This window comes from Rhizobium sp. LEGMi-198b, assembly GCF_054114205.1.
In genome coordinates, this window is the sequence record NZ_JBSYVH010000008.1 from 412,013 (window position 1) to 427,346 (window position 15,334).

The 15,334-nt window shown below is 59.5% G+C and carries 15 protein-coding genes and 1 pseudogene; 8 read left to right on the top strand and 8 right to left on the bottom strand.

What is annotated here, in order from left to right; all coding sequences use genetic code 11:
• Positions 1-16: 16 nt before the first annotated feature.
• On the top strand, positions 17-1,090 hold the full coding sequence (locus ACXHXG_RS27535; protein WP_457901380.1) for a lactonase family protein: 1,074 nt from the start codon (positions 17-19) through the stop codon (positions 1,088-1,090).
• Here ACXHXG_RS27535 and ACXHXG_RS27540 read toward each other — a convergent pair.
• From ACXHXG_RS27540 to ACXHXG_RS27570, 7 genes and pseudogenes are all read right to left on the bottom strand, one after another.
• Entirely contained in the window at positions 1,081-1,965 is an 885-nt protein-coding gene (locus ACXHXG_RS27540) for a GntR family transcriptional regulator (protein WP_457901381.1), read from the bottom strand. The genes ACXHXG_RS27535 and ACXHXG_RS27540 overlap by 10 nt on opposite strands.
• Before the next feature lie 87 nt (positions 1,966-2,052).
• Positions 2,053-3,064: pseudogene (locus ACXHXG_RS27545) on the bottom strand (ABC transporter substrate-binding protein).
• A 299-nt stretch (positions 3,065-3,363) separates the two neighbouring features.
• Positions 3,364-4,596 carry an ABC transporter substrate-binding protein gene (locus ACXHXG_RS27550; RefSeq protein ID WP_457901382.1) on the bottom strand — a complete coding sequence of 411 codons (1,233 nt, stop codon included), beginning with the start codon at positions 4,594-4,596 and terminating at the stop codon, positions 3,364-3,366.
• 34 nt (positions 4,597-4,630) lie between these two features.
• Positions 4,631-5,590: a branched-chain amino acid ABC transporter permease gene (locus ACXHXG_RS27555; RefSeq protein WP_457901383.1), complete on the bottom strand. Its 960-nt coding sequence runs from the start codon at positions 5,588-5,590 to the stop codon at positions 4,631-4,633.
• A complete protein-coding gene (locus ACXHXG_RS27560) occupies positions 5,587-6,468 on the bottom strand; it encodes a branched-chain amino acid ABC transporter permease (protein WP_457901384.1) in 882 nt (293 codons plus the stop codon). Before ACXHXG_RS27560 ends, ACXHXG_RS27555 begins: the two co-directional genes overlap by 4 nt.
• Entirely contained in the window at positions 6,468-7,181 is a 714-nt protein-coding gene (locus tag ACXHXG_RS27565; RefSeq protein ID WP_457901385.1) for an ABC transporter ATP-binding protein, read from the bottom strand. The genes ACXHXG_RS27560 and ACXHXG_RS27565 overlap by 1 nt, the downstream gene beginning before the upstream one ends.
• Entirely contained in the window at positions 7,178-7,963 is a 786-nt protein-coding gene (locus tag ACXHXG_RS27570; RefSeq protein WP_457901386.1) for an ABC transporter ATP-binding protein, read from the bottom strand. Before ACXHXG_RS27570 ends, ACXHXG_RS27565 begins: the two co-directional genes overlap by 4 nt.
• Positions 7,964-8,201: 238 nt before the next feature.
• On the opposite strand from ACXHXG_RS27570, the gene ACXHXG_RS27575 reads away from it, so the two are divergent.
• The 7 genes from ACXHXG_RS27575 (at position 8,202) to ACXHXG_RS27605 (ending at position 14,306) form a co-directional block, all read left to right on the top strand.
• Complete coding sequence (locus ACXHXG_RS27575) at positions 8,202-9,392, top strand: cytochrome P450 (protein WP_457901387.1); 1,191 nt, start codon at positions 8,202-8,204, stop codon at positions 9,390-9,392.
• Entirely contained in the window at positions 9,392-10,417 is a 1,026-nt protein-coding gene (locus ACXHXG_RS27580) for an amidohydrolase family protein (RefSeq protein ID WP_104827400.1), read from the top strand. Before ACXHXG_RS27575 ends, ACXHXG_RS27580 begins: the two co-directional genes overlap by 1 nt.
• Positions 10,418-10,446: 29 nt before the next feature.
• The gene (locus ACXHXG_RS27585; RefSeq protein WP_457901388.1) at positions 10,447-11,361 is read left to right on the top strand and encodes an ABC transporter substrate-binding protein; all 915 of its coding nucleotides are present in this window, start codon (positions 10,447-10,449) and stop codon (positions 11,359-11,361) included.
• Positions 11,362-11,486: 125 nt separating this feature from the next.
• Positions 11,487-12,158 carry a 4-carboxy-4-hydroxy-2-oxoadipate aldolase/oxaloacetate decarboxylase gene (locus ACXHXG_RS27590; RefSeq protein WP_457901407.1) on the top strand — a complete coding sequence of 224 codons (672 nt, stop codon included), beginning with the start codon at positions 11,487-11,489 and terminating at the stop codon, positions 12,156-12,158.
• Complete coding sequence (locus tag ACXHXG_RS27595; RefSeq protein ID WP_457901389.1) at positions 12,151-12,702, top strand: cupin domain-containing protein; 552 nt, start codon at positions 12,151-12,153, stop codon at positions 12,700-12,702. Before ACXHXG_RS27590 ends, ACXHXG_RS27595 begins: the two co-directional genes overlap by 8 nt.
• Before the next feature lie 4 nt (positions 12,703-12,706).
• Positions 12,707-13,948 carry an NAD(P)/FAD-dependent oxidoreductase gene (locus ACXHXG_RS27600; protein ID WP_457901390.1) on the top strand — a complete coding sequence of 414 codons (1,242 nt, stop codon included), beginning with the start codon at positions 12,707-12,709 and terminating at the stop codon, positions 13,946-13,948.
• A 37-nt stretch (positions 13,949-13,985) separates the two neighbouring features.
• Complete coding sequence (locus tag ACXHXG_RS27605; protein WP_260304355.1) at positions 13,986-14,306, top strand: 2Fe-2S iron-sulfur cluster-binding protein; 321 nt, start codon at positions 13,986-13,988, stop codon at positions 14,304-14,306.
• Positions 14,307-14,798: 492 nt separating this feature from the next.
• Here ACXHXG_RS27605 and ACXHXG_RS27610 read toward each other — a convergent pair.
• Positions 14,799-15,334, bottom strand: a 536-nt coding sequence (locus ACXHXG_RS27610; protein ID WP_457901391.1) for an NAD(P)(+) transhydrogenase (Re/Si-specific) subunit beta, incomplete at its 5' end; no start/stop codon positions are given.

Below are 15,334 nucleotides of genomic sequence, written 5' to 3' on the forward strand. Positions count from 1 at the left end.
CGCGAGGATTTCTGGTATGGACGGGGAAAAGGTGAGGATCGCCTATATCGGTGCACGCACGACGAAGGCCCGCAACGCGCGTGGCAACGGTCTGAACGTCTACCGGCTCGGGCAGGATCTGAGCTGGGAGCATCGGCAATTGGTGGAGATGGAAAACCCCTCCTTCTTCGCCTTCGATCGGACAGGCCGTTTCCTCTACACCGTTCACGGCGATTCCGACCGCGTGAGCGCTTTCTCCATCGACCCATCTTCTGGCCACCTGTCCTTCCGGAACGAGCAATCGACCGAGGGCCGCAACCCCGTCCATCTCTCGTTCGACCCCTCGAACCAGTTTCTGATCGTCGCGAACCATGTGACCTCCTCGCTCGCCGTGCTCCGGCGCCTGGATGATGGACGGCTTGGCCCGGTCGAGAGCCTGACCGTGATCGAAGGAAAGCTTGGGCCTCACCGCGTCGAGCAACCCTTCGCCAAGCCCCATCAGGTCCAGTTCGACCCGTCGGGAAAATGGATCGTGGTGCCGGATAAGGGCCTGGATGCGATATTCGTCTATCGTCTGGACCGCGCCTCCGGCACGCTGATCAAGGTGGCATCCTGCCAGACTCGAGAAGGCGCTGGCCCACGCCATATTGCCTTTCATCCCGGAGGCCGCCTCGCCTACGTCATCAACGAGCTCGACTGCAGCGTGGCCGCGTATCGCTTCGATCCAGCGACCGGTGGCATTGAGCCATTCCAGATCCTTTCGTCGCTTGCTGACAGCTTCACCGGCAACAGTCGCGGCGCCGAGATTGCGGTTTCTGCCGATGGCCGTTTCGTCTACGCGTCCAATCGCGGCAGCGACACGATTGCGGGTTTTGCGATTGGAGAGGATGGACGCATGACATCCGTCGGCTCATGGACGACGGCCGGAAAGACGCCACGCTTTTTCACGCTTCTCTGCGAGGGCGATGTCCTACTTGCCGCTAACGAGGACACCGATACGGTGGTCGCCATCGGCGTCGACAAAAGATCCGGCGCATTGTCGCCGCCGTCGAGCGTCCTTACCGTCGGCAGCCCGGTCTGCATCCTTCTCAAGGATCTAGATCAGACCTGAGGCGTCTTGATGCGGCTCGCACCCATGATGTGGGTATAAAGGAATGCCGCCGCCTCGTTGCGGCGACCGTCTTCGATCAGGTCGAGGATATGCAGATGCTCGGCCGTCTGTCTCGGAAGCCGGCTTCTGTCGATCGTGATATGATATTCGATCAGCCGGCGCAGGCGGTTTATGCGCCTGATCGCATCGAGAAAGAATTCGTTGCGCGAGCAAGCGACGAGCATCTCGTGAAACTCGTTGTTCGCCTTGAAAATCTCAGCGCGCGACCAGGTTTCATACCCACCCTGGCCAAGTTCCGTCTGGATCTGACGCGCGCGTCTGAACCCTTCAGGATCTGGCTCGAAGCTTGGCAGCAGCATGGCCTGCTGCTCGATGACGGCGCGGAACGTGTAGCCATCCTGATAGCTCTGCCTCGACGTCAAGGTTTGCCGGAAGGACCAACCGTTGCCGGGCAGCCGCTCGACCCAACCCTCATCGGCAATCCGATGCAGGATCTTAAGCAAACGGCTTCGCGGCAGATCGTAATGGCGCATCATCTCGCTTTCGCTGACACGCTCCTCGAGTTTGCCGGAAAAGCGGTCCTCGGCGATCCGGAAATAGATGGCTTCGTCACCATCGCTGTCTTTGGGGCTCTCCGGCCTGGAAGCATCCAGACTCTCGCCATCAACCGCCAGAAAGTAGCCTCGGTTCGGCTCGGCACGGACGATGCCGCGGCCCTCCAGGCTCCGCAGCGCACTCATGATCGGCGCGCGCGAGACGCGGAATGCATCGGCCAGCATCTGAAGAGGCAGATGCTGGCCCTCGCGCATTCCGTTCGCTTTCACGAACTCGATGATATTGCCGCTGATCTGCGGTGTGAGGCTGCTTCTCGCCATGGCTTCCGATTCATTGCTTCTCTTGCGGTTTTTCTATCACCGCATGAAACATCAAGACAGCCCTGTCGATATCCGAACCAAGCCTGCCTACCTGGCGTTCTTGACGAATTCGGTCGTGTAGGTCCTGGAAAGATCGATCTGCTTGCCTTTGACGTTCTTGGAGAATTCCGAGAGAACCGTCAGGACGATTTCGGGTCCTCCCTTGGGCATCATTCCGTCAGGTGTGAACATGCCCTTGCTTACCTCAAGCGCTTTGACATAGCCGTCCTTGTCGCCGACATAGAAATCCTTCGGCATCTTATCAGCGATCTCCGCGGCAGAGTGCGTGTCGATGTATCGCATTGTTTTTACAAAGGCGTTGACCAATTTCTGGACTTCCTCCTTGTGCGAGTCGACCCAGGAACTTTCCATGTACAGCGAAGCAAATGGATAAACTCCGCCGAGCGCCGCTCGTGTCGATTCGACGGTGCGAAGGTCCACCAGCACCTTGGCTTCGTTTGTCTTCAGCAGCCGTGATACGGTCGGCTCGGTGGTCATTCCAGCCTGGATCTGGTCCTGCTGCATGGCTGCGATGAAGGTCGAGCCTGCACCGACCGGAACAGTCGTCACATCGCCTGTCTTCAATCCAGCCTTCGATGCCATGTAAAGCGTCAGAAAATTGGTGGATGAGCCGAGGCCGGTTACCCCGAGTGCCTTTCCTTTGAAGTCGGCAGGCGATTTGATTTCCGGATGTTTCGTCGAAACCAGCTCTACTTCGCCGGGAACCTGCTGCAATTGGACGACCGACTCGACGAAACTTGCCCTTGGATTGCAAATCCACGCAATGGTCGTAAGAGCCGATAACACCCTGAACGGCGCCCGCAAGTAGCTGATTTTCCGCATCAACTCCAGCCGACTCATTCAGCAGTTCGACATCGAGCCCTTCGTCCTTGAAATAGCCGAGGGCTTCGGTGAGCTTGGCGGGCAGGTAGATCTGCTTTTCATACCCACCCACCATGATTGAAATCTTCTCGGCAGCTTTGGCTGTTGTGCCCATGGCTCCCGTCGCAATTGCCACGCAGATAGCTGCGGTCGAAAAATAGAGACCTGCTGAACGCATGAATTCCTCCTCCTTAGTGCAATAAATCGCTTGAGTGACCGTCTCCGAGCCCGATGACGCGACACAGAAATGGACACCAAACGAGCCTCGGCCTCAGGGTGCCGGCAGGCCTCCACCTCTCCCAATGGTCTCGGCGCCGACGGTCAGCCCTTCATCCTCCGATGAGAGACTAGCCACGTTTGAAGGAATGCACAATTGCATTTTATAATTATATTATTCTTTTTTTGGAAACTGCTTCCCGCAGGCTGGATCGGGATTGAGGACGCCAGCGACAGCGGTCCGGCGTCCTCATTGCTGCATCACTCCTTCGTCTTGCCTTCAAAATGCATGACGTCGCCGAGCGGCACGTACTTCTGGCCGTCGAACTGATAGAGCTGCAGCGCTTCGGTCGGGAAAATGTCGCCGCCTTCCTTGGTGGTCATGGTAATGCCGTTCAGAAGAAGGGGATTTTTCCAGCCGTCCATATTCTGCACGACCTTCATCAGTTCCTCGCGCGTCGGGCTCTTGAGCTTCTCAAGCGCCTGGATCAAGGAATCGCCGATGGCGTAGCCGGTCTGACCAATCGTGTTTGCGAAATTGAAGTTTACCTTGGCGGCGGAGATGGCGGAAAGATAACGATCAACGCCCTCGTCGCCCGACGGCTTGTCGCTGATGATGGGCTTGAGATAGTCCGACGTAATGATGCCCTTGGCATTGTCCAGTCCGACCGACTGGAGAACCGGATAAGCCGACGAAAGGTTCGTCACCAGGGTCAAAGGCTTCCAGCCGCTTTCGGATTGAAAGCGGATCGCCTCACCGCCCTGGCGGGGTGCTGCGATGATGACGAGGGTATCGGCACCTGACGCTTTCAGCGTCGAGAGCTGAGTTTCAACAGTCGGATCCTGGGATGTGACCGGCTGTCGGTCCAATACCTTGACGTGGGAGCCCTCGATCGAACGGTCGAACGCCTTCATGAAAGTCTGGCCGGTCTCCGTGTTGAGATAGAGAATGGCGACCTTCGCATCGGGCTTATGGGCCTTCAGATATTCGGCGAACGAGTCCGCCTCCGTGGAGAAGGACGGGACGAAGCCGACCTCCCACTTCGGAGCATTCAAGGCAATCACCCCCGAATACATGAAGATATTCGGGATTTTCTTCTGGGTGATGTAGCGGCCGATCGCAAGGTTATTTGGCGTTGCGGCGGTGCCCACCAAGGCGAATACCTTTTCCTGTTCGACCATTTTACGGACGTTGGCCAGCGTGCGCTGGGGATCGAGCGAGTCGTCTTCGATAACCAGGTCGATTTTGCGCGTTTTTCCGTCGCCCATCTTAACGCCGCCTTCGGCGTTGGCCTGTTCGATGCGGGCGCGTATGCCTTCCGCGACGCCGCCGACAACAGCAACCGGCCCGGTCAGTGGGCCGGTAACGCCGATCTTCACCGAATCGTCGGTTACCCCCGGCGTGGTCTCGGTTGCGCTGGCGTGGGTCGCAGCAAGCAGCGCGGCCACGGCCAACTGCATAGTGCAGCCCTTCAGCTTGGAGACAAATCTCATATCAGTTCCTCCCATTGTTCGGTGGCAGGCCTCCTCAGCCCGCTGTTTTCCGAAAAATCATCGAAAGCCATTTTTCGATGAAGCCAGTAACGCCGTTGCGCGCGACCATCATGATCAGGATTAGCGCGAGGCCATAAATCAGGTTGCCGAGGCTGAGGTTGATGTCGGACGCCCAGGTCGGAACGAAGACCATGAACAGTCCGCCGAGAAATGCCCCGACGATGCTCGTGACCCCGCCGACGATGCTGCCGATCACGATGTTAATGGACAGGATCGCCAGGAACGACTCCGGGCTGACGAAACCGGTGACGATGGCGAACACGCCACCACCCATGCCCGCGAGTGCCGAACTACCCGCGAATGCCCACAATCGCGTGCGTGTCAGGTTCACACCAAGGGCTTCCGCGATCTGCGCATTGTCACGCTGGGCCCGCAGCGCCCGTCCGACATCGCCGAAAAGCATCAACGCAACCAGAAGGGCACCGATCCCCGCGCATCCCAGGCAAATAACGTAGAGCCATAGCTCCGGGCTGAGGGGAAGCCATTCCGGCGCTTCCGGAGCGTCGATCGGAAGACCCGAAACCCCGCCGGTGAGGCTCCCCATTTTCAACACGAGCTGGGGGAAGGCAGCGGCAATGCCGAAGGTGACAATTGCCAACTGCAGGCCCTGAAGCCTCAGCGCCGGGAGGCCGATCGCTAGCCCGACCAAAACCGTCACTGCAGCCGAAACAGGAAGCGTGGCGAGCGGAGGTACGCCGTAGGTCGCATTCAGGATCGCGGTCACATACGCGCCGACGCCGAAGAGCGCGCCCTGCGCGAGGCAGATTTGCCCCGCAAATCCCATCAGGAGATTCAGTCCAAGAATTGCGATTGCATAAGCGATCGCAACGCATATCTGCTGGTGCGCGTAGTCCGGAGCGACAAACGGGATCAGTATTGCGAGAAATGCGAAGAGACCGAACTTGACCGCAGCCGGGCGGAATCCGTCACTCATAGTTTTGTCACCTTGTAGGAACCGAACAGGCCGACGGGCTTTACAAGCAGGATGGCCAACGTGAGGACGATGGGCACTGCGATGCGCATGTCAGCGCCGATGAAAGGGAGGTAGCTCGCGCCGAGGCTTTCGGCGACGCCGACCGCCAGACCGCCGACAATTGCGCCGAGGGGACTATCCCATCCGCCGAGAGTCGCGGCGGCGAGGCCGTAAAACAAAATCGGCGCCATCATTGTCGGGCTGAGAAAGAGACGCGGCGCAATCAGGATCGCCGCAAAGGCCCCAATGACCGCGGCAAAACCCCATCCCAGCATCAGCATGCGCTCGACGTCGACGCCGACGAGTACGCTGCGCGCCCGGTCGAAAGCCGCCGCACGCATGGACAACCCAAGTCTCGTGAAGCGAAAGATGAAACCGATGGCGGCCGCGATGCAGATCAGGATCGCCAGCGTGCCGACTGCGGACGCGAGCACGCGAACCTCCCCGAGACTGAAGCCGCCATCGGGAAACAGGCTTGGGAACGAGAGTTGTTCGGCTCCCCAGATCCACATGCACATGGCCTGGAAGAGGACGAATATTCCAAGCGTGACCACGACCACCGCTTCCACGGGCGCGCTCATCAACGGCCTGATCACGAGGCGGAATGTCACGATGCCGATGCAGAATGCGACCGCCAGGCTCGCCAGCACGGCCAGCCAGAGCGGAACGCCCCACTGCATCAACTGCCACGTGACGTAAGCGGAGAATGTCGCCATTTCGCCCTGGCCGAAATTCACGACATTCGTCGCCCGGAAAATGAGTACGAGCGCGAGCGCCAGTGCCGCGTAGATGGCACCCGTTGTTAGCCCGCTGACGACGAGCTGGAAGAAGAGGCTCATCAGGCGACCCCCAGATATGATTTCTTGATGTCCTCATTGTTGATGAGGTCGCTTGCGGCCCCGCCGGCGACGATCTGGCCCGCCTCAATGACGAAGGCCTTGTCCGCGTATTGCAGGGTGATATCGACGTTCTGCTCGACCACCAGCAGCGTCATTCCGTGGTCGCGGTGCAGCGTCTTGAATATCGTCAGGATCTCCTGCGTGATCGACGGCGCGAGGCCGAGCGATGGTTCATCGCACATCAGGAGTTTCGGACGGGACATGAGCGCACGGGCGACCGCGAGCATCTGCTGCTCGCCACCGCTTAAGTTTCCGGCGAGCTGGTCGTGCCTTTCGCGCAGCCGCGGAAAGGTTTCATACCAACGCTCCTTGTCTTGCCTGATCTGAGACCGGCTGGAGATGATGGTGGCTCCGAGCTGAAGGTTTTCGTCCACCGTGAATTCCGAGAAGGTGCCTCGGCCCTGCGGGATCTGGGCGATGCCGAGGCCGAGCCGCTTTTGAGCTGCGATCCACTCCAGCGACCTTCCCGCGTAGAATATGGAACCCTTGAACGGCAGGAGGCCGGAAATGGCGCGCAACAGAGTGGTCTTTCCAGCTCCGTTCGACCCGAGAAGTGCCACGAACTCGCCCTCTTCGACTGCGAACGAACAGTCGAAGAGCGCTTGCGTTTTTCCGTAGAAAGCCGAGAGGTCCTTAACGTCGAGAAGCGTCATGCCGCCCTCCCCAGATAAGCGGAGACAACCGCGTCGTTCGACTTGATTTCACTCGGAGTGCCTTCGGCGAGATTACGGCCGAGATGGAAAACAACGATCCGATCGCACAGCCCCATCACCAGGCCCATGTGGTGTTCAATGAGGAGGATCGAGAGATTGCGGCTCTTTCTTACCCCGTCCAGCAGAGTGCCGAACTCGTTGACTTCGCCATGCGTCAACCCTCCCGCCGGTTCGTCGAGAAGCAATATCTTGGGGTCTGATGCGAGGGCGCGGGCAATCTCCATCCGCTTTTGCAACGGATATGGAAGCGCGCCAGCTTTCCGAGCAGCCATATCGGCCATTCCCATCTCTTCGAGGATGGCCATCGACTTCTCGCGCACCGCCCGCTCATCGGCTCGCGATCGCAAAGGCGTCACGATCGCCCGTGCAAACTTGCCCCCGAGTTCATGGTGAGCACCGAGCATGACGTTCTCCAGGACCGTCATGGAGGCATAGATGCCGAGGTTCTGGAACGTTCGAGCGACACCGAGGCCGATCATGTCCCGAACCCTCGCGCCTTCGATTGGAGTCCCATTCAAAACAATGGTGCCGCTGTCGTAGGCCACGAGACGAGTGATCGCATTGAGAAAGGTGCTTTTGCCCGCGCCATTCGGTCCGATCAGGCCGCAGATCTCGCCCGAACGCACCGAGACCGAAACGTCGGTGAGCGCCTTGATGCCGCCGAAGTGCACTGAAACGCCTCGCGCCTCAAGCACGAGACGAGCGTCTGCAATGCTGCTCATTTCCACTATTTCCTCCCTCCCTGAGCGGTCTCCCAGACGGCCTGTCCATTTCTATGATTGACAGCCATCCCCGCTTTGGATACCAATAAGTATCCGAAGACGTTTCGGTATGTCAAGCATCAATCGCATCTGGATTGGCTTGCCACGGAACGGCCTCAGAGTTGCCTGCCATCGGGTTGGAGTTGGGTGGCGGCAAGATGATCGAATGCCTCGCTGACGGGGCGATGGGAGGACATCCATGACAGGAAACAACACCGAACTGACGGGCGAGAATCTGTATCGAGATCCGTATCCGGTTTACGCGAGGCTGCGCGCTGAAGAGCCAGTGGCCTTCTTCGAAGGAACGAAGGAATACTTCATCACCCGATTTGACGACTGCCGCACGATCGGCGGTCATGACAAGATCTTTGGGCCTTCCGGATCGGCGGACCGCCCGGAAGCACGCGTCATGGGCATGCCGAACGTGCTGACCATGTCCGGCGAGGAGCACCAATGCCTTCGTCAGGGCATCGACGAAAACCTCACGCAGGAGCGTGTCCGGTCGTTTGTCGAAGGTCTGACGCGCCCCGTGGTGCAGCGCTACGTCGACGCGATCAAAGCCAAGGGAGAGGCGAACCTGACGGCCGAATTGTTCGAGCCTATCTCGGTGCGGTGCATCGGCGACGTTATCGGCCTCACGGACACGCCGAATGAAACCCTCGTCGAGTGGTTCCACGCGATGGCGCTTGGCCTGCAGAATGTCAGCAACGACGCGGCGATCTGGAAGCGACTGGACGATGCGCTTGCCGATATCGACAAGCAAATGGGCGACCTTTACCAAGCCTGCCTGTCCAAGCCCAACAACTCCCTCCTCAGCCATGTGATGTATGGCGGCATGCCGAAGGGCGAAGTGCGCAGTTGGGACGAGATTTCACCGACCATGCGCGTCATTATCCTTGGCGGCCTTCAGGAACCCGGTCATGCGGCGGCGAATGCCTGCGCCGGTCTTCTTTCGAATCCCGAACAGGCGAAAGTCATGGCGGAGCAGCCACAGGAAAACGCCATGCGCGCTTTCGATGAGGGATTGCGATGGATCGCGCCGATCGGCGTGACACCGCGGATCGCCCGAGAGGATTTCGAGATCGCAGGAACCGTCATTCCTCAGGGAGCGTCGGTCGCGATCGTTATGGGCTCCGCCAACCGTGACGAGACTCGCTTCGAGCATGCCGACAAGTTCGACATGTTCCGTAAGAAGAAGCAACACCTCTCGTTCGGCTTCCGTCCGCACTTCTGTTCAGGACATTTTCTGTCAAGGGCCATGGGCGAGATCGCACTTGCGGAAGTGTTCCGTCAGTTGCCCGAACTTCGGCTCGACGGATCGCGCGAAATCAAAGGTAAAGGCTGGCGATTCCGCGGTATTTCGGACCTTCCCGCGAAATGGAACGCGTGATGACACTCATCATAGACTGCCACGGCCACTTCACCACAGAGCCGCCAGAGCACCACGCCTTCCGCAAGGCCCAGGTCGCTTTCGCGGAAGGCACATCATCGGATCGCCCGGTCTATCCGGGCATCCCCGACAAACAGCTTCACGACATCATCGAGACCAATCAGCTCAAGATCCAGCGTGAGCGCGGCTCGCATGTCACGCTACTTAGCCCGCGCGCCTCCGGCATGGGGCACCATCTGCCGAACCTGCCGGTGGCGAAAGAATGGGCGCGCGTTTCGAACGACAATATCGGTCGGATCGTCGACATGTTTCCCGACAACTTCGCCGCGGTCTGCCAGCTTCCACAAACCGTAGACGGCGACCTTTCAGCGGTCATCGAGGAACTTGCGCGCTGCGTCGACAATGGCTTCGTCGGCTGCAACCTCAACCCCGATCCCTCAGGGGGACGCTGGAGTGCGCCGCCAATCTACGACGCCTGGTGGGATCCGCTTTGGGATGCGATGGTGGACCTTCAGGTACCCGCCATGATCCACGTCTCCGGGTCCTGCGAACGCTGCCTGCATACGACCGGGGCGCATTATATCAACGCCGACACCGCGGTTTTCATGCAGCTTATCCAGGGAGACCTCTTCGAGCGTCACCCCGACCTCAAGCTGATCATACCGCATGGCGGCGGGGCAGCGCCCTACCATTGGGGCCGGTATCGCGGTCTATCCATCATGCTCGAAAAGCCGGGCTTGGACACGCACCTCATGAACAACCTGTTTTTCGACACCTGCGTCTACCACCAGGCGGGCATCGATACGCTTTTCCGCGTCGTCGACACGAAGAACATCCTTTTCGGCTCGGAGCTGCTCGGTGCGGTCAAGGCAATCGATCCCGAGACCGGTCATCCCTTCGATGACACCAAGCGATACATCGACCAGCTCGACCTTCAGGAAGATGAGAGACGAGCGGTCTTCGAAGCAAATGCGCGGCGTGTGTACCCGCTGCTGGATAAACGACTCCAAGACCGCGGCCTGTGAACAGCCCGAAATCCATAGGGAGATTTCAAATGACCTCAACCCAGAAACTCAGCCTGGCCGGCGGAGCGCAAGGCTTCAACTGGCTACCGGTTTTTGTGGCGGAAGAACACGGTATTTTCGCCAGGCACGGGCTGTCGATCGAGTATATGAAGATGGGAACCGTCGACAAGGCCACCAGTGCCGTGTTGGACGGCGAGGCCAACCTCGCAATCACGCCTCCGGAAGGAGCCGTTTCAAACTTCGTGCAAGGCGGCGCACTCCGGGTGATCGCCTCGAACTCGAACAGATTGCCGATGTCCCTCGTGGCCCAGCCCTCCATCAACTCTATCCAGGACCTCCGGGGCAAGAAGGTCGGGACGTCTTCGCTGACCGAAGGCACCGCGATCTACACGCAGATGCTCCTGTCCAGGGGAGGACTGCGCTATCCCGGCGACTACGAGTTCGCACTCGCGGGCATTCACACGAAACGCTGGGAGGCGCTTCAATCCGGTGAAATCGACTGTGCCCCGCAACCAGCACCCTGGAATTTCCTCGCCGAAAGAGAAGGCTTCAATCTCATCGGCGAGATCAATGAAATCATCCCACAAATCGTTTTCGCGGCGGTCATCGGACGCACCGCCTGGCTGGAAGCAAACCGCGGTCTCGTGGTCCGCTTCCTCCGTGCACTGCGCGAAGCCCATGTGATCACCAACGATCCCGGCCGCGAGGACATCACGCTTCCGATTTTCCAGCGGATCACGACCAAGGACGACGCGGGCCTTGCGCTGCAAGGCTTCCGCTACATGCGCGACATGGGAATGTGGCCCGGCGATCTTTCGATACCACGGGAGGCGTGGGACACCACCGTCGACCTCATGATCCGCGCCAACCTGCTTGACGAAACCGCCCGATCGACGTCGGCGACCGCCTTCGATTCCAGCTTCCTGGAAGCATCGGCTTCCTAGCGAAAAGCGGGTCCAAACCCGCGCAGAACTCGCGGGTTTGGATTGACATTCCATTTGGAATTTGCATACTATTTGGTATCTAAAGAGGCAGGTCCGCGCCAGCGAGGGACACGCCCGGGAGGATTCTGGTGAGAGTAGTTACAAAGACGCCGCGGACCGACCGCGCGGTTTGCGAGGCCTTGGGCAAACTTGGCGTCGCCACGGTCCATGAAGCGCAAGGCCGGAAGGGCCTCCTGGCTTCGCATCTGCGGCCCGTAATCGAGGGCGCACGCATCGGCGGGACGGCCCTGACATGTGAAGTTCCGCCCGGTGACAACTGGATGATCCACGTCGCCCTCGAAATGGCCCAGCCCGGCGACATACTGGTGGTCGCGCCGACCTCCCCGTGCACCGACGGATACTTCGGCGATTTGCTCGCCACCTCATGCAAGGCGCGCGGAATCCTCGGCCTGGTCATCGATGCCGGCGTACGCGACATTGCCGATCTCCGGGCGATGAAGTTTCCAGTCTGGGCCAAGGCGATCTCAGCCCAAGGCACGGTGAAGGAGACCCTGGCGAACGTACAGGTTCCGATCGTGTGTGCCGGCGCAGCGATCGAGCCGGGCGACGTGATCATCGCGGACGACGATGGCGTGTGCGTGGTCAAACGCACCGAGGCGGAAGCGGTCCTTCAGAAAGCCCTTAAACGGCAGCAGATGGAGGACGAAAAGCGGGCGCTCTACGAGTCCGGCCAATTGAGCCTCGACATCAACAACATGCGTCCCCAGTTGAAAGCGAAAGGCCTGACCTATGAATAAGGGAGCAGACATCCGCATCCCGCGCCGGGTGGTCACGGGCCTTAAAGACGGCAAGTCGGTTTTCATCAGCGACGGTCCGACACCCAATGCCCATAGATACGACTCCGTACCCGGTCACCTGACATCTGTCGTCTACGCCACGCCGGCAAGGCCAAGCCTGCCGCAGGACCATGCCGAACAGGCGCCTCCGAAAATTCTGATCACGCCCGAACCGGGCGAGACGAAGCTCATGATCGTGGTTTTCCCACCGGATTCGGTCTTCGCTACCGTCGATCCCGCGGCCGCGTTCGAGGAACAGGCGGTACACATCCCCGGACTGATCCAGGCGTTCGAGGTGGACGCGCCTGGCATGCACACCACGAACACTATCGACTATGACATCGTTCTCGATGGAGAAGTCTGGCTCGAACTCGATGACGGTGCGGAGACCCTCCTGAAACAAGGCGACATTGTCGTCCAGTGCGGCACGCGCCACGCATGGCGCAACAAGGGTGAAAAGCCCGCAACCATGTGCTTCGTTCTGATCGGTGCGGAAAGAGAGTGACGCCATGACACAGGACGCCCTCACAGGCACCTTCGATTGCATCATTGTCGGCGCGGGGCACGGCGGTTGCCAAACCGCGGCAGCGCTTCGTCAAGCCGGATTCGAAGGAAGCATAGCCCTCATAGGTGCCGAACCGGAGGTGCCGTACGATCGGCCATCATTGTCGAAGGAGTACCTCGCCGGGAAGAAGACATTCGAGAGGATGCATCTGAGACCGCAGGATTTCTGGAGTTCTCGAAATGTGGAACTTCTGCTGAGCGCGCGCGTCGTCGCGGTCGATCCAATCGCAAAGACGGTCACCCTGGAAAATGGCGCACGCTATTCATATGGTAGCCTCGTCTGGGCCGCAGGCGGAGAGCCGCGAAAACTTTCCTGCCCAGGCAGCGAGTTGCCCGGCATCTTCTATATCCGCTCGAAGGCTGATTGCGACGCGCTCCTGGGCGTTCTTGCAGATGTCGGAAAGGTCGCAATCATCGGAGGCGGCTATGTGGGCCTCGAAGCGGCGGCGGTGTTTCGGGAGCTCGGCAAGGACGTCGTTCTTGTCGAAGCCCTTGACCGGGTCCTCGCCCGAGTGGCCGGAGAACCCATATCCCGCTTCTATGAGCGCGAACACCGGGACCACGGGGTAGACATCCGCCTGAATAGCGGCGTCAAAGCCATCGTCGGGCATGACAGCCATGTGAGCGGTATGCTTCTGGAGTCCGGCCAAGCAATTGAAGCCGACATCGTCGTGGTGGGCATCGGGATCGTTCCGTCTGCCGCCCCGCTTCTGGCTGCGGGAGCCGAAGGCAGCAACGGAGTGGATGTCGACGAACACTGCCGCACGTCGCTACCCCACATATATTGCGTCGGTGATTGCGCAAAACTCATCAATGGTGCGGGCATTAGGATCGAGTCCGTACAGAACGCCACCGACCAGGCGACGACAGCCGCGAAAGCCATTTGCGGCGACTATAAAGCCTATGATGCGCTGCCTTGGTTCTGGTCGAACCAATATGACCTGAAGCTCCAGACGGTCGGCCTCAATGTCGGCTACGACGCCGTCGTCCTGCGAGGCGAGCCGGCAAGCCGCAGCTTCAGCCTGGTTTATCTAAAGAACGGAGCGGTGATCGCATTGGATTGCGTGAATTCGCCGCGAGATTACGTCCAGGGGCGGAAACTCGTCGAACACGCGGCCAAGCTCAGCAGCGACCGATTGGCTGATACCTCTAAACAACTCAAGGAATTGACCCTCGAGACCAACTGACGGTCCGAGGTTTCTCAATCGGAACACGGGAAAATCAATGGCTACGATCTCACTGCGCACACGCGATGGCGAACTCCATCACTTCGAGGGGCGCATCGGCATGTCTCTCATGGAAAACATTCGGAATGCCGGTTTTGACGAACTTCTCGCAATGTGCGGTGGCTGCCTGTCCTGCGCCACCTGTCATGTCTATGTGGAGGGCCTCCCCGTCGAGGGACAACTCCCGGATGCCTCGATCGATGAAAGCGAATTGCTGGAGGGGTCGGATTATCGCGAGCACAATTCCCGCCTCTCCTGTCAAATTCCTTTTGACCAGGCTTTGGATGGCATCGTCGTGAGGATTGCTCCGGAGGAATAGTCGCCGCAAGGATGCACCCTGTCGGGGCGACCCGGCTCCCTTCCTACAGGCTTATCTCAAAGGCCGACAGATCCGAACTCGGCCAGCGGGAGGAGTAATGTTGGCGGCTTGACGCGATCGTTGTTGCGATCTCGTCAAGCCGCATTGCTATTATCTCTGCCATGGCTGAGCACTGAAACTAACCCTCGATTTCGGCTGGCCACGTCGACATTATTGCCGCATAGTCTTCCACTCAGAGAGTACCACGGGCCCGCGTTGCAGGCTTAGGATTGCGGTCTTTCCATTACAGCAATTGTTGCGCTGCAGCCGCCCGCTGCACAAGGCTGTTGGGTGACGGTTCTTCATAGGTTCGCCGGGAGAACACGACCGTAAATAGTGGCCGTGCAAATCCCGACGCATTTTGTTGCCGTAAGGCTGGTGCAGATAGAGCCGCTTTCGCCGTGGGAGGCCTGCAACAACTACGCTCATCGTAGGGCTGCGCGCGTATCCTGCCTAGCCGATCATCGGCAAGAGCTCGCTGACCGACTTCTTGGCATCGCCGTAGAACATGCGGGTGTTCTCCTTGAAGAACAGCGGGTTCTCGATGCCGGAATAACCGGTGCCCTGACCGCGCTTGGAGACGAAGACCTGCTTGGCCTTCCAGACTTCGAGCACCGGCATGCCGGATATCGGCGAGTTCGGATCTTCCTGCGCCGCCGGGTTGACGATGTCGTTCGAGCCAATGACGATGACGACGTCGGTATTGGGGAAATCGTCGTTGATCTCGTCCATTTCCAAGACGATGTCGTAGGGAACCTTGGCTTCGGCAAGCAGCACGTTCATGTGGCCGGGCAGACGGCCGGCCACCGGATGGATGGCGAAGCGGACGGTCTTGCCGGCAGCCCGCAGCTTGCGGGTCAGCTCCGAGACCGACTGCTGCGCCTGGGCCACCGCCATGCCGTAGCCCGGCACGATCACGATGCTGTCGGCCTCGTCCAAGGCGGCCGCGACGCCCTCGGCACTAATGGCGATCTGCTCGCCGATGATCT

Excerpts from the sequence above, each read along its gene's own strand:
- ACXHXG_RS27535 (WP_457901380.1), top strand. The coding sequence starts at position 17 with ATGGACGGGGAAAAGGTGAGGATCGCCTATATCGGTGCACGCACGACG.
- ACXHXG_RS27540 (WP_457901381.1), bottom strand. The coding sequence starts at position 1,965 with ATGGCGAGAAGCAGCCTCACACCGCAGATCAGCGGCAATATCATCGAG.
- ACXHXG_RS27550 (WP_457901382.1), bottom strand. The coding sequence starts at position 4,596 with ATGAGATTTGTCTCCAAGCTGAAGGGCTGCACTATGCAGTTGGCCGTG.
- ACXHXG_RS27555 (WP_457901383.1), bottom strand. The coding sequence starts at position 5,590 with ATGAGTGACGGATTCCGCCCGGCTGCGGTCAAGTTCGGTCTCTTCGCA.
- ACXHXG_RS27560 (WP_457901384.1), bottom strand. The coding sequence starts at position 6,468 with ATGAGCCTCTTCTTCCAGCTCGTCGTCAGCGGGCTAACAACGGGTGCC.
- ACXHXG_RS27565 (WP_457901385.1), bottom strand. The coding sequence starts at position 7,181 with ATGACGCTTCTCGACGTTAAGGACCTCTCGGCTTTCTACGGAAAAACG.
- ACXHXG_RS27570 (WP_457901386.1), bottom strand. The coding sequence starts at position 7,963 with ATGAGCAGCATTGCAGACGCTCGTCTCGTGCTTGAGGCGCGAGGCGTT.
- ACXHXG_RS27575 (WP_457901387.1), top strand. The coding sequence starts at position 8,202 with ATGACAGGAAACAACACCGAACTGACGGGCGAGAATCTGTATCGAGAT.
- ACXHXG_RS27580 (WP_104827400.1), top strand. The coding sequence starts at position 9,392 with ATGACACTCATCATAGACTGCCACGGCCACTTCACCACAGAGCCGCCA.
- ACXHXG_RS27585 (WP_457901388.1), top strand. The coding sequence starts at position 10,447 with ATGACCTCAACCCAGAAACTCAGCCTGGCCGGCGGAGCGCAAGGCTTC.
- ACXHXG_RS27595 (WP_457901389.1), top strand. The coding sequence starts at position 12,151 with ATGAATAAGGGAGCAGACATCCGCATCCCGCGCCGGGTGGTCACGGGC.
- ACXHXG_RS27600 (WP_457901390.1), top strand. The coding sequence starts at position 12,707 with ATGACACAGGACGCCCTCACAGGCACCTTCGATTGCATCATTGTCGGC.
- ACXHXG_RS27605 (WP_260304355.1), top strand. The coding sequence starts at position 13,986 with ATGGCTACGATCTCACTGCGCACACGCGATGGCGAACTCCATCACTTC.